At 41.9% G+C, this 13961-nt stretch carries 14 protein-coding genes; 7 read left to right on the top strand and 7 right to left on the bottom strand.

Annotation, left to right across the window (positions count from 1 at the left end):
* Positions 1 to 16: 16 nt before the first annotated feature.
* The 4 genes from fabD to yceD all read right to left on the bottom strand — a co-directional run bounded on the left by fabD (position 17) and on the right by yceD (position 2839).
* Positions 17 to 952, bottom strand: coding sequence for an ACP S-malonyltransferase (fabD, locus tag AC3KVK_RS07230; RefSeq protein ID WP_490312078.1), 936 nt, complete (start codon positions 950 to 952; stop codon positions 17 to 19).
* A gap of 115 nt (positions 953 to 1067) precedes the next feature.
* Positions 1068 to 2117 carry a phosphate acyltransferase PlsX gene (plsX, locus tag AC3KVK_RS07225; RefSeq protein ID WP_490312079.1) on the bottom strand — a complete coding sequence of 350 codons (1050 nt, stop codon included), beginning with the start codon at positions 2115 to 2117 and terminating at the stop codon, positions 1068 to 1070.
* Between the two features lie 22 nt (positions 2118 to 2139).
* Complete coding sequence (rpmF, locus tag AC3KVK_RS07220; protein ID WP_086742207.1) at positions 2140 to 2304, bottom strand: 50S ribosomal protein L32; 165 nt, start codon at positions 2302 to 2304, stop codon at positions 2140 to 2142.
* A gap of 10 nt (positions 2305 to 2314) precedes the next feature.
* A complete protein-coding gene (yceD, locus tag AC3KVK_RS07215) occupies positions 2315 to 2839 on the bottom strand; it encodes a 23S rRNA accumulation protein YceD (protein ID WP_490312080.1) in 525 nt (174 codons plus the stop codon).
* Between the two features lie 118 nt (positions 2840 to 2957).
* Here yceD and AC3KVK_RS07210 point away from each other — a divergent pair, with 118 nt between their 5' ends.
* Positions 2958 to 3566: a Maf family protein gene (locus AC3KVK_RS07210; protein ID WP_490312081.1), complete on the top strand. Its 609-nt coding sequence runs from the start codon at positions 2958 to 2960 to the stop codon at positions 3564 to 3566.
* An 8-nt stretch (positions 3567 to 3574) separates the two neighbouring features.
* Here the strand turns inward: AC3KVK_RS07210 and AC3KVK_RS07205 are convergent, their stop codons facing one another.
* Entirely contained in the window at positions 3575 to 4210 is a 636-nt protein-coding gene (locus tag AC3KVK_RS07205) for an HAD family hydrolase (protein WP_490312082.1), read from the bottom strand.
* Positions 4200 to 5162 carry a 23S rRNA pseudouridine(955/2504/2580) synthase RluC gene (gene rluC / locus AC3KVK_RS07200; RefSeq protein WP_490312083.1) on the bottom strand — a complete coding sequence of 321 codons (963 nt, stop codon included), beginning with the start codon at positions 5160 to 5162 and terminating at the stop codon, positions 4200 to 4202. Before rluC ends, AC3KVK_RS07205 begins: the two co-directional genes overlap by 11 nt.
* Before the next feature lie 442 nt (positions 5163 to 5604).
* Between rluC and rne the strand changes: the two genes are divergently transcribed.
* On the top strand, positions 5605 to 8643 hold the full coding sequence (rne, locus tag AC3KVK_RS07195) for a ribonuclease E (RefSeq protein WP_490312084.1): 3039 nt from the start codon (positions 5605 to 5607) through the stop codon (positions 8641 to 8643).
* 97 nt (positions 8644 to 8740) lie between these two features.
* Here the strand turns inward: rne and yejK are convergent, their stop codons facing one another.
* A complete protein-coding gene (gene yejK / locus AC3KVK_RS07190) occupies positions 8741 to 9760 on the bottom strand; it encodes a nucleoid-associated protein YejK (RefSeq protein ID WP_490312085.1) in 1020 nt (339 codons plus the stop codon).
* Positions 9761 to 9823: 63 nt separating this feature from the next.
* Here yejK and AC3KVK_RS07185 point away from each other — a divergent pair, with 63 nt between their 5' ends.
* The 5 genes from AC3KVK_RS07185 to AC3KVK_RS07165 all read left to right on the top strand — a co-directional run bounded on the left by AC3KVK_RS07185 (position 9824) and on the right by AC3KVK_RS07165 (position 13953).
* A complete protein-coding gene (locus AC3KVK_RS07185) occupies positions 9824 to 10036 on the top strand; it encodes a YejL family protein (protein ID WP_086742213.1) in 213 nt (70 codons plus the stop codon).
* A 3-nt stretch (positions 10037 to 10039) separates the two neighbouring features.
* Complete coding sequence (locus AC3KVK_RS07180) at positions 10040 to 11533, top strand: DUF3413 domain-containing protein (protein WP_490312086.1); 1494 nt, start codon at positions 10040 to 10042, stop codon at positions 11531 to 11533.
* A gap of 72 nt (positions 11534 to 11605) precedes the next feature.
* Positions 11606 to 12118: a hypothetical protein gene (locus AC3KVK_RS07175; RefSeq protein ID WP_490312087.1), complete on the top strand. Its 513-nt coding sequence runs from the start codon at positions 11606 to 11608 to the stop codon at positions 12116 to 12118.
* Positions 12119 to 12207: 89 nt separating this feature from the next.
* Complete coding sequence (locus AC3KVK_RS07170) at positions 12208 to 13302, top strand: hypothetical protein (protein ID WP_490312088.1); 1095 nt, start codon at positions 12208 to 12210, stop codon at positions 13300 to 13302.
* A gap of 6 nt (positions 13303 to 13308) precedes the next feature.
* Positions 13309 to 13953: an LOG family protein gene (locus AC3KVK_RS07165; RefSeq protein ID WP_490312089.1), complete on the top strand. Its 645-nt coding sequence runs from the start codon at positions 13309 to 13311 to the stop codon at positions 13951 to 13953.
* The last annotated feature ends 8 nt before the right edge of the window (positions 13954 to 13961 follow it).

The following is a 13961-nucleotide window of genomic DNA, read 5'->3' as shown; positions in this document are numbered from 1 at the left end:
GTCGTTTTCCGTTTAATTATTCTTGATCTAGCACTTGTGTAAATGATGCAAGATCATTCACAGACACACAGCTCACTGACTTATCTATTCGCTTAGCAAGACCTGATAATACTTTGCCAGGACCAAATTCATAAGTTGTCGTAATACCTTGTGCCGCAATTGCTTGAACGGTCTCTGTCCAGCGTACTGGGCTATATAACTGTCGAATAAGCGCATCTTTAATTGCTACTTGTTCTGTTTCGACCGAGACATCAACATTATTAATCACTTTGATGTCAGCAGTATTAAATTCAATATTATTTAAATCAGCGGCCAGCTGATCAGCTGCAGGTTTCATTAATGCACAATGAGAAGGCACAGAAACAGCCAGTGGTAAGGCACGTTTGGCGCCAGCTTCTTTACACGCAGCAGAAGCACGATCGACGGCCTCTTTACTGCCAGCAATAACAACTTGACCCGGTGAGTTAAAGTTTACTGGCGCAACCACCTCACCATTAGCGACACTGTCACATGCTTGGCGTACTAAATCATCATCTAAACCGATAATCGCGGCCATTGAACCTGTTCCTGCTGGAACGGCTTGTTGCATGTATAATCCGCGTTTTTCGACTAATTTAACTGCATCTTCCAGTGATAACACTCCCGAACAAACCAACGCAGAGTATTCACCTAAACTATGACCCGCCATGACAGCCGGTTGTACACCACCTTGTGCTAACCAATGACGGTAAATAGCGACACTGGCTGTTAATAATGCGGGTTGTGTTTTATCCGTTTGATTCAACGTTGCTTCTGGTCCGTCTAAAACTAATTGAGCTAAATCATAACCTAAGGCCGTAGATGCTTGCGCAAACGTGGCTTTAACCACTTCAGACTCTGCTAACAAATCTGCTAACATGCCGACAGATTGAGAACCTTGACCTGGAAATAAGATCGCAAATTTTTCTGACATAAAGTTTCTTCTTTTACATGAAAAATAAATGATTGATAAAGGATGATAGAATGAAATTTATTGTTGTGGGAATTTCCAAACCAGCATCATAACAAGCCCGCTGACAGCATAACGCCTAATTTAACGTTACTTTTTCAGCAGTGCTTTTCTTTAAAACCTGTTCAAATTTGTGCTGAATTTTTTCTGGTAATTGACGTTCAACCTCTCGGACAGCTTCCTTTATAGCTGCGTAAAAGGCCTTTTCTGACGCATTTCCATGACTTTTCACCACAATACCGCGCAATCCTACCAGACTTGCACCGTTATACTGGTCGGGGTTCACCCTTTTATAAAGCTTTTTTAGAACTGGGGTCAATAATAACGCAAGCACCTTGTAGAAAATGCTCTTGTTCAGTGCTTTATTCAACTTATGAAAGATCAGTTTGGCAATTCCTTCACATGTTTTTAACGCAACATTACCAACAAAACCATCACAGACAATCACATCCGCTTTACCTGTAAAAATATCGCTACCTTCACTGTATCCGATGTAATTGAGATCGGGGCAAGCTTGCATTAATTTTGCCGCTTCTTTAATACAATCATGTCCTTTAATCTCTTCAGCACCAATATTTAATAAACTCACACGGGCTTTCGTTAAATTTTGCGCTTGTTCAGCCACAACAGAGCCCATCACTGCAAATTGGAACAAAGTTTCAGCATCACAAACAACATTTGCCCCAAGATCGAGTAAATACACTGGTTTCGGTGTTTGAGTTGGCACAGATGAGATTAGGGCTGGTCGGTTAATTCCTGGCAACATTTTGAGCACATAGTGTGCGATAGCCAATAATGCACCAGTATTGCCCGCACTGACACACGCTTGAGCACGACCCGATTTCACCAATTCGAGGGCAATACGCATGGAAGAATCTTTTTTATTTCGAAGCGCTAAAGAAGGTTTATCATCGTTATTAACGACTTCCGAACAATGTTGAATGTGAATTCTTGGATGTGTTAAGGCACCACGTTTGTCTAATTCAGTGCGAATTAAACGTTCATTACCACACAGTATAAGTGTAAGATTATCAATAGAGTTCACTGCATCGACAGCAGCTGGGAGAGATGAACGGGGGCCGTAATCGCCCCCCATTATATCTAACGCTATGGTTAGATTATTTGGCATAAAATAATCTCTTATTAAGAAATTAAATTACTTTAACGCCTTTGTAGTAACCGTCTGCAGTTACGTGGTGACGACGATGAGTCTCACCAGAAACTTGGTCAACAGTTAAAGTTGGTCCGCTGATCGCATCGTGCGAACGACGTGTGCCGCGCTTTGCACGAGACTTCTTGCTTTTTTGTACAGCCATTAGCCTTCTCCTAAGAGTTTTTCTTAAGTTGTTTCAAAATTTCAAATGGATTTGGTTTATCATCTTGTTCGTCAATTTCACCAAAGCTTAACGGCTCTTCTGAATAACGACAATTTGATTCTTCATGCATTGGTACTATAGGTATAGCCAAAATCAGTTCATCTTCGATAAGCTGATGAAGATCGACCTCACCTTCCTCATTTAACTCAACAACTTCATAGTAGTCAGGCAAATGATCAGACGATTTGCCCGCAGCAATTGCTGCATAAGCTAAGTCTATTTCCAAATCCAACCCAATATCCCCATTACAACGCTGACACGTTAAAGTGACTGATGTATTTGCGTTTCCGTAAATCGCCAATCGCTCTTGCGCATCATACTTGCAATGGATTTTTACCTGTACCTCGCCTACTTCATCTTGTACAAGTTTCTCTAAACGAGACAGCTTGCTGAGCTCTACAATACCTTCATAAGCAAGGCGCTGTTTTGCTACTTTTACAGGATCAATAGTCTTAGGAATCTTTACCTTTTGCATAGGGGCTGCATCATATAGATAGTTACCAACATAGTCAAAATAAAATTAAACTTTCCTTTGCATTTCGCACCTTAGCGGCCTACTCTGCTCAGCAATTGCATTATCACATAGGAATCATATGACCGCACGCATCATTTTAGCTTCGACTTCGGTGTTTCGTCAGTCTCTTTTGCAAAAATTCAATATTCCGTTTGAGGTTTGCTCACCAAATGTCGATGAAGCGGCCATTGAAAATGAAACGGCTGAGGATCTCGTAAAGCGATTAGCCCACGCCAAAGCGCAAGCTGTCATTAAGCAAGGTTACTCTGGTGTTATTATTGGCTCCGATCAGGTCGCCCTATTCAATGGTAAAATTTTAGGAAAACCACACACTCGCAGCAACGCCATCTCACAATTGATGGCTTTCAGTGGCCAGAAAGTGCAATTTCTAACAGGGCTCGCTTTAGTTAATTCCGACACAGAGCAAGCACAAGTGTGTGTTGAGAGTTTTCATGTCTACTTTAGAACTTTGACTGAGCAACAAATCGCTCAGTACGTCGACGCAGAGCAACCACTCAATTGTGCTGGCAGTTTCAAAAGTGAAGGCCTCGGGGTTTGCTTATTTGAACGCTTTGAAGGACGCGACCCCAACTCACTCATTGGTTTACCTTTGATGGCACTCAACGAAATGTTACTTAATTGGCGCATTGATATCTTGGCAATGCAGGACAAGACTAAAACTAAGTAGCTGTTCGCCTAGACATATTCCAAGAGCTGTTCGAGTTCATCCACCACTACGATCGGATCATAAGGCGCAAGCTCATCAGCATTGCACACACCAAAACTCACACCAATCCGATCCATGTTGATCGCTTGGGCCATTTTTAAATCAATGGTTGTATCGCCCACCATCACCGCTTCTGACGCAGATAGATTCGCTTGTGTAAGCAATTGATTGAGCATGTCAGGTGAAGGTTTTGAGTGTGTTTCGTCTGAACTACGACTTAAATCAACATATTTATTAAGCCCTGTTTCATGTAATAAACGATCGAGCCCAGGGCGTCCTTTACCCGTGGCTATCGCAATCATATAACCACGTTTTTTTAATGCGCTCATGACTGTTTCAGCACCAACAAACAGTGGAGTACTAATCAGTGAAGCTTGGTAATGACGTTTGTAACCATCAATTAATTGCTGATGCTGCGACTCACAAGCGGGAAATAACGTATTGACTGCTTTAGGTAAACTCATACCAATAATTGATTTGATGGACTGCGAACTAACTTCTGAGAGTTGTAACTCGCCAGCAGCAGATTGCATCGCAGTCACAATCCGAGGCACTGAATCCATTAAGGTGCCATCCCAATCAAAAATAACCAGCTTATAGCGCATGATCTTCACGTAATTTAACGATTGTACGCTTTAGCACGTTATCTAAAGGCGCTTCTACTCGCATTGTTTGCTCAAGTTTTGGATGGTAAAAAGCCAAATCATGGGCATGTAAAAATAAACGGTTTAAGCCAAAGCTTTTCATTTTTTCATCAAATTCACTGATGCCATATTTATCATCACACGCAATGGGGTGACCTTTGCACTGCGTATGCACGCGGATCTGGTGGGTCCGTCCTGTCACCGGCGATGCCTGGACTAACGTCCCGTCTCTGAAACGTTCGAGAACACGAAAGCGCGTGTGTGAGGGTTTCCCTTCTTCATGGTCGACCCTGACAACACGCTCACCTGATTGTAAGGTATTTTTGCGTAATGGTTCAGTGACATTTTTCGTCTTGGATAACCATTCACCGGCGACAAGTGCCCAATAATTTTTTTCCATGGTTTTTTCACGTAATTGGTCGTGGAGACTTTTTAACACTGAACGTTTCTTTGAAATCAGCAAACAACCTGATGTATCACGATCTAAACGGTGTACCAATTCGAGGCTACGTTCTTCAGGGCGCAGTGTACGCATCGCTTCGATTAGTCCGTAAGTTAAACCACTGCCGCCATGCACGGCCATACCGGATGGTTTATTAATTACAATCAAGTATTTATCTTCGTATAAGATGGCGTCTTCTAAACGGCTAATGACATCCAAATTTTTAGGCACAAACTCTTCTTTTTCTGCCATTTTCACAGGTGGGATACGGACTTCATCACCCAGTTGTAATTTATAAACTGGCTTAATCCGTTTTTTGTTAACTCTCACCTCGCCTTTACGTAAAATTCGGTAAATGGCGCTCTTTGGCACACCCTTTAACTTCGTAATCAAAAAGTTATCGATTCGCTGCCCATCGTGGTCTTCTGTAACTGTATGAAAAATAACTTGCGTTCCGAGTTTCTCTGACATTGCCTAATCACTGATTTGAGTAATAATTTTAGTTGCTAACAGGTAATGAATAGTGGGATAATCCGACTGTAAATTACCTGCTAAACAGGAATTTTGGTGCTTTTTTGCACATAAAGGAAGTGGTGCTGCACACTTCGGATACAAGATCATACAGATACAAGCTAAGTTTTCCAAAGCTTTTAATAGATATCCGAATAACTCGTGCCTTCAACCTACGACGGTGAGCGTAATATATCGTCAGAACCGTTGAACACCCTGCCTTCAAAAAAGCGAACGTAACGATTTTGTCAAAACTTATGTGGCGAATATTGTTCAGTTTGAAAAGCGTTAAATATCTCCCCCGACAGACATCCAGTCGTGAGACTGCACAAAAATAAAGGGGTGTCTGAACTGATGATAATGAACCATATAAGCAAGCAAGACACATAAATAGAGTAACAATATGAAACGTATGCTAATCAATGCGACGCAGCAAGAAGAAATGCGCGTGGCACTGGTTGACGGTCAGCGCTTGTACGATCTAGATATCGAAAGCCCTGGTCACGAACAGAAAAAAGCCAACATCTACAAAGGTAAGATTACTCGCGTAGAACCTAGTTTAGAAGCTGCATTTGTTGATTATGGTGCACAGCGCCATGGCTTCTTACCCCTCAAAGAAATTGCCCGTACTTACTTTCCTAAAGATTATAACTTCAGTGGTCGTCCCAACATCAAAGATGTGATCAAAGAAGGTCAAGAAGTCATTGTTCAAGTAGATAAAGAAGAACGCGGCCAAAAAGGAGCAGCCTTAACTACTTTTATCAGTGTTGCGGGTAGTTACTTAGTTTTAATGCCGAATAACCCTCGTGCTGGCGGTATTTCTCGTCGCATTGAAGGAGATGAGCGAACCGAACTAAAAGATGCGTTAAGCCGCCTGCAATTGCCTAAAGGCATGGGATTGATTGTTCGCACTGCTGGTGTCGGTAAATCATTCGAAGAACTCGATTACGACTTAAAAGCACTACTTATCCATTGGGATGCCATTGTCACTGCGTCAGAAAAAGGCCCTGCTCCTTTCTTAATTCATCAAGAAAGCAATGTTATTTTCCGTGCAATCCGTGATTATCTTCGCCGTGATATTGGTGAGATTCTGATTGATAAAGCACGTGTTTTTGAAGAAGCCAAAGCACACATTGAGCGTTTTCGCCCTGATTTTATGAGTCGGGTAAAACTCTATAAAGGTGACGTACCTTTATTTACACACTATCAAATTGAAAGCCAGATTGAATCAGCATTTCAACGCGAAGTGCGTTTGCCTTCTGGTGGTTCAATTGTCATCGATCCGACAGAAGCATTAACGTCTATTGATATCAACTCATCAAAAGCAACCAAAGGTGGTGATATTGAAGAAACGGCCTTCAACACCAACTTAGAAGCAGCGGATGAAATAGCCCGTCAATTGCGCCTACGCGACCTAGGTGGCTTGATTGTTATCGATTTTATCGACATGACTCCTCCTCGTCACCAACGTGAAGTAGAAAACCGCTTAAAAGATGCTGTTCGCCCAGATCGTGCACGTGTCCAAATAGGTAAAATTTCACGTTTTGGTTTATTAGAGATGTCGCGCCAACGTCTTCGCCCGTCTCTTGGTGAAGCGAGCCAAGGCACCTGCCCGCGTTGTAATGGCCAAGGTACAATTCGCTCAAACGAGTCTATCGCATTATCGATTTTGCGTCTTATCGAAGAAGAAGCGATTAAAGACAATACAGCGCAAGTCAACGCACAGGTGCCTGTCAATGTTGCTGCCTATTTGCTGAATGAAAAACGTCGCAGTGTCCGTAGCATTGAGAAGCATCACGGTTGTGATGTGGTGATTATTCCTAATCAACATATGGAAACACCGCACTACGAAGTTCAACGCTTAAAGAGCGATGATACAATCGAAACGGTAAGTTATGGCCAGATTAAAAAGCCTGATACCTATACGCATGATGTATCGAAAGTGCAAAAAGTTGAAAAAGAACAGCCTGTTTTACAAGGTGTCATCACGCCTACGGCCCCCGCTCCAGTGAGCGCACCAAAAGCCGCTGATAAACCAGCAAGTCAATCAACTGACACGCAAAGCATTTTTTCTAAGCTTGCAAACTGGGTTAAGTCACTCTTTGCTGCTGAAGAAAAAGCACCTGAAAAAGAGACTAAGCCAGACGAAAGGCCTGCTCGACGTAACAACCGCAATCAAGACTCTCGTCGTCGTAATAACCGTACTCGTAACCCTCGCCGTAATAGTGAAAACACCGATAAAGACGTTAAAGCAGCGGATAAGCCGCAACGTGACAATACTGAGACTCGTGAACCACGTAATAAACGTCGTCGCAATTCACCTAATCGTAAACCCGTTGCAGATAAAGAAACCAATGACGTAAATACAGAGACTGAACAAAAGTCAGTACCCAAAGTCAAAGAACGTCGTCAACGTCGCAATGTACGAAAAAAAGTTCGTTTACAAGATGAGCAACCAGTTGTAGAACAACCCGCTCCTATTGTTGCTGACGAATCGATTATCGATGAAACGCCAGTTGTCACTGTCAAAGAAGTAATCACACAACCTGTTGTCACTGAGCCACAACCACAAGTTGCTGAGGCTCAAGCTGAACAAGTTACTGAAACTGACAAAGCAACAACTCAAGACGCCGATGCAGTGAAAGCAGAGCAGCTTGAAGTGGATGCTCAATCAACTGAAGCTGATGAAAAAGAACCGCGTAGCCGTTCTCGTCGTTCACCTCGCCACCTTCGTGCCGCGGGTCAAAAACGTCGTAAACCAAACGAAAGTAGTGAGTCAGCAATTGTGCTCGAAACTGTTGAGTCTCCAGGATTTGTTCCTGTAGCAGATCAAGAAATGGCCGCACAACAAGCTGCTCAAGATCTAAACTCTGATGCACCACTGACTCAAGTAGAGCCTGCTCCAGTGATTGAAACAGTTGAAGCTGTTGAAACCACTAAGGCTGCAGAAACTATTGAAGTAACACCTGAAGTCATTGTTGAAACTACAGAATCAGCATCGGTTCACACAAACAGCGAAGATCAACCTGTTGCCGTACAAGCTCCAGAGCAAAACATTGCCCCTGTCGCTGACGTTGAATCAACACACGCGCAAGACGTCGACAACAGCGTTGAACCTGTTGTTGAGACGCAAACTACCTCTGAACTTGCTGATGAGCCTGATGTGTCTGAAGCAATAGTTGAAACAATGGTGGAACCTGTAGCTGAAACGCCTGTTGAAACTACAGAAGCAGTACCTGCTTTGGTCAGTACAACCCGTGCGATTGCCCGTGCAAGTGCACCGATGACCACGCCGACTCAAGTTGAGTCTGGTGAAATCATCACCATGCCAAGTGCGATGCCTGCGGATTTAAGACCTGTTACAGTGCAAAGCCAACCATCTGGTTCGGTTGCACCAACCAGTCGTGCAAGCGCACCAATGACAAAACCTGCAGCAGTTTAACTCTTTGCAGGAATAAAAAAGCAGCTCAAAAGAGCTGCTTTTTTTATGGGTAGATTTAAAGCTACCCATCATCCTTAGTCAGTGTTCGGAGTTAATTCTAAACTTCTTCTTGTTCAGATAAGTACTTTTGTAGCTGCTCTTTTAAATTGGCAGGGATCCCTTTGATCACTAATGTATCGGTATGTTCATTGTATTGGATTCGTTCACCTAAATGCTTACGCTCAAAGCTTACACTCACCCCACCGCCCACACCTGAGAATTTCACCATGCTGGTGACTGTTTTTTTATCAACCGGAAATGTCTCCTCGAGATCATAGCGTTGTTCCCGGTAAAAAGTATCAAACGAGGTGCCATCACCTTTGCTGATAGTATCTGAAAGGGACACTACGTCTGCATCACTGCCAGTGGTGACGCAGTCATTACAATAATCAAATACTTGCTTGCGCAAATCATTTTTTTCTGTGCGATCGAATTCTTGCTCGGACAGATAATCTTCAACCGCTTCAAGCATTACTTGGCTTTGCTGCTTAGCATCAATGCCTTCTTCACAGCCAAGAAAATCTAAAAAGAAATCAGCCACTTTACGACCCGCACGACCCTTAATAAACGAAACATAACGATTATCTTCGGGCTGAGCAGACCATTGTGCCAGATTAATTCTTGCTGCTAATTGCATCCTGCTGATATCAAGATGGCGTGATGAGGCTAAATCAAGCTCAGACGTTATAGTATAATGATCTTTGATATTGATTAACGCTATCATCATATAATCGTCAGCCACATAACGGTAATGGCAAAAAACTAAATAGCCTGTTTCGTTAAAGGCATATTTATTTAACTCTTCTTTTAAAACCTCTGTCGCCTGCTCTGTCATATTCCAAAAATGACACTCCCCTTGACGATAGCTTTGTAATGCACTGGCTACCACACTATTTTTTTCTGCACTAAAACCACAAAACCCTTTGCCAGGTTTTCCATTGTAGGCATGATGGAGTTGTTCGATGAATACTTCAACACGATCATTTATCGGCATCTCATCATTTCGTAGATGGATATCGATTTTTTCGTCTTTTTTGTCGACATAATGAACGACTAACCTCTCAACTTGTGTTGTCATCTTTGTTTTTCGCGCCTCCAATGTTAATATGCGAACAATTTTTCTTGTATGAAGAAACCTTTAATGCCAATTTTATCAAAATACTCAAATGAACAAGTCGAATCAATCGTTGATGAACTCATTGCTGTTTTATCAAAACATAATGCGCCAGTTGACTTGAGTTTAATGTGTTTGGGTAACACCCTAACGCATATTATCAAAGAACATGTGCCCGAGTCTAAACAAGCTGACCTAACCAGTAACTTTGCTGCAGCATTAAGACAATCGGTAAAATAATCAATGAACCTATCAGGACAAAGCCAGTTTGCGTCTAAAGCAAGTCAACTGTTAAGTTGGGGGCACTGGTTTACCTTTGCTAATATTGGTTTAGCATTAATCATCAGTTTAGGTTACCTTGCCGCTGATACCTCACCTACGACATTGATGGGCAGTATTTATTTAGTGCTCAACTGGGTGGGCCATATTAGCTTTTTAACCTTTATGGCGTTTGTTCTGACTATTTTTCCACTGAGCCTTGTTTTCCCCTATCCAAGACATATTCGCGGTATGGCCGCAATTCTTGCGACCTTTGGGGCCTCACTTTTAGCGTTAGATGCCTTTATCTACTTTAACTTAGGTTATCACCTGAGCCTTTCTGCATTAGAGCAAATTATTTCTTTGACCTGGCAAACCTTTGTGCAAGGTTCCTTGTTAGCTACGTTCATTGCTGGCGCCTTTGTGTTAGTCATCTTAGCGTTCGAGTTAATTATCAGTAATCATTGTTGGCGTCATTTAGAACAGCTAAAACAAATAGCCCATGGTAAGAAAATCACCGCACTTTTTGTCAGTTGTTTTGCTTTGAGCCATTTATTACATATCTGGGGAGATGCGAATTTACAGTTTGATATAACCAAACAAGATAATGTACTTCCCTTGTCTTACCCAACGACGGCTAAAAGCTTGCTTGCAAAGAATGACCTATTGGATATTGATTTATATAATCAAGAACGTGACTTAAGTTTATCGACAATCAACCAAAACTATCAATTACCAAGCAACATACCTACATGTGCTATTTCAAGCCAAAAACAAACCGCTGCTGTCTTAGTGTTCGAAACCGATGCGCAATTACAACAATATCTAGCAAAGCAAGTGTCTCCTTATTTTGCAATTGATACTTTTATTCAACCAGCATTAAGTCAAGATACACTGTTTAATCTCATTTATGGTTTGCCTGCTTATTACAAACCAGCACTGATGGCAAATGAGGTCTCACCGACGTGGTTAGATCCCAGCCTAAGTATCGCGATAAGTGGGTTTTCAGATTTTGCGTATTTACCAGTATCTGATTCCAACCCTGCACTGTCTGTGATCAACGCGAATGTCGATAGCCAGATACAAGCTGATTTGATTTTTGCTTTTAGCCTTGCGCCTAATCAAGCTCGTCCAATTCATAGTTCCACATTATATGTGAATGATCGTGACTTGCGTCTACACAGCGATATTGTTCAGCCGATGGATTTATTAGCCACAATTGTTGGCCAATTATGGCAATGTGATCAAGTTGCACATGCGACTATCATGGGGCATAACCTCTATCAAGCAGAGCAAGAAACTGGAATCAATTATACGCAAGGTATCTTTGTCGCTTATAAGAAAGATCGCATCACTCTAATTGAGCCCGATGGCAGTTTTAAAAATATTTCTGCAGCACAGGGGTTTGCGTTAGAGCATAGATTAGATGTGCCTTTTTTAGTCGAAAGCATTAAAAAACTGAAACAATTTAATCATTAACGCTAGACTAAAGTACGACTTGTAGATAAATTATTCTCTGGTTATGTTTAAAATGTAACAAAAGGAGATACAATGACGCTAAGCCGAGCTTTACTCACACTATGTATATGTATCACTGTTTCAATCACCCTACCGTTATCAGCAAATACTGATAATACGCGTTTCTATCAATGTGATGGCGGCGCTAAAGGGGTGATTATTAGCCAATTTCCTTGTAGCAAAGATGCTGAAGCTAAAACAGTCTCTACCTTTGTTCCTCGCGATATCCGCAGCACAGCTCAAGATGTTGTCCAACTAAATAAAATACAGTTTAACCAGCAAGTTGATATTTTAGAGTCTCAAATCCGTGGTTCAAAACAAAAAATCAGGCAATTTCAGCGCAGTCGTATGACAGAGCGCCGTGATTCTCTCGAAAAGCTTGAACGCTTAATGGATAAAGAGGCAAAAAAAGCACTTGAAAAGACGGTTAAATCTGAAGTAAATATTATTGAAGATAAATATGATCGCTTGGTTCAAGAGCAACGTCAGCTCTTAAGCAGTTTAACCAATGAACTCTCCGATCTAAAGAAGCGTTATAATCAGTAACTCTTACACTTTGGCAATTCAAAGCAAATCAGTTGCTTATTTGTAGAGATTTATTAGACTCACCCCATCGATGCTTTTGAGATGTTGTTATGTTTAAATCTGTTCTTACTGCTGCGCTGATTGTGCCATTTTCGTGTTTTTCTTTATCTTTTTCGCCCGAGATCCTCACACAAGCGCTGCCTATCAACACCAATGCTGACGATTTGTGTCAGGTTGCGACATCAACACGTACTTATTTGGATAAAGGCCCACAGTACGATCCTGCGGTCATTCATAGCCAGGCGCTTTCTCACTTAAATGTAAACCCTAAACGGATTTCTGACACGTTAGCGTTTATTTGTCATATCACAGAACAAGACAAACAGCACAATCGCCCATCTCGGCTCCAGTCAATGAGTTTTATTACACAACATTTTGAGTTCATTCGTTGGCAACCCGATACCGCCAATGCCGTTCAGTTTTCTGACCGTAAGCCATTGCTGCAAAATTTACCCAGTGATCAGCTGTTAATGACCAAATATTATGTGCACTTGGCCAAAGGTGAGGCAGCCCCCTCCTCTGATTTCCCCCACGCTCTATATGCATTACCCTACGACGAAATACAGCTACCGCTCGAAGAAGCGCAAGCACAACCAAACCTGGTACGTCATCACACCAAAAAACAAATGGTTTTAAAACAAGGCCTAGCAGCCGACACTGCCAAGCCTCTAGTTTATTTATCCCGCCAAGATCTAGAATCATCTTTGTTACAAGGCACTGTGGTAGTTGATGTGGATGAGCAGCAAAAAGTCTTTAATGTCCATCGGAATAACGGGATTGCCTATAACCGAAATATGAAACCTGAACAGCAAGAGCGCTACTGGTTCTTTAAGCAAGTAGAAGGCATTTTAGGCTATGGAAAAGATGCTGATTATAAAACAACCATCAAACCAGAAGTCACTTTTGCAGGTGATATTAAACACCTAGGTTTAGGGCATTTATTACTGAGCCAATTTAACTTTACATCTCATCAAGAATACCGCATGGCTATCCTCGCGGATACGGGCGGTGCATTTGATGACAACCTCTACCAGCTTGATTACTTAGCTGGCAGCTATTCTGGATTTGCTGAATATGCCAAAGCCAATCGCCACCTACCTGACTATATTAATGTTTGGTTTATGCTCGTTAAACAAGCGGAGTAATTAACAATGATCGACAACCTTAAAGGCGATGAATCATGGCGAATGTTTCGGATTATCAGTGAGTTTGCTGATGGCTTTGATAAACTTTCAGAAGTTGGCCCTGCGGTTTCTATTTTTGGTTCGGCGCGTTTAAGTGAAGATTCACCTTACTATCAAAAGACCGTCCGCTTAGCACAAAAACTGGCTGAAAATGATTTTACGATTATATCAGGTGGTGGCCCAGGGATCATGGAAGCAGCCAACAAAGGCGCATGCTTAGGAAATGGCTGCAGTGTTGGGCTTAATATTGAACTACCCCATGAGCAAATTGCCAACCCATATCAAACCGTCCCCATCGAATTTCGCTACTTTTTTACTCGCAAAGTCATGTTTGTTAAGCATTCTTTAGGATATGTGTGTATGCCTGGTGGCTTTGGTACACTCGATGAAACGTTTGAAGCCCTGACTTTATTACAAACCGGGCGGATCTCCAACATGCCCGTTATTTTAATGGGCACTGAATTTTGGCAAGGGTTAATCAATTGGATAAAAGATCAGCTTATTCCGCTCGATTTAATTGAACCTATTGATTTTAATTTATTTCATTTAACTGATGATATTGACGAAGCAGTTGAAATCTTAAACAAACATAGGTTACTGTCACATAAATAGAGTAATTA

The sequence above is a fragment of the Pseudoalteromonas sp. J2K-J979 genome (assembly GCF_058169715.2).
This window is presented reverse-complemented; position numbering and strand designations above follow the sequence as displayed.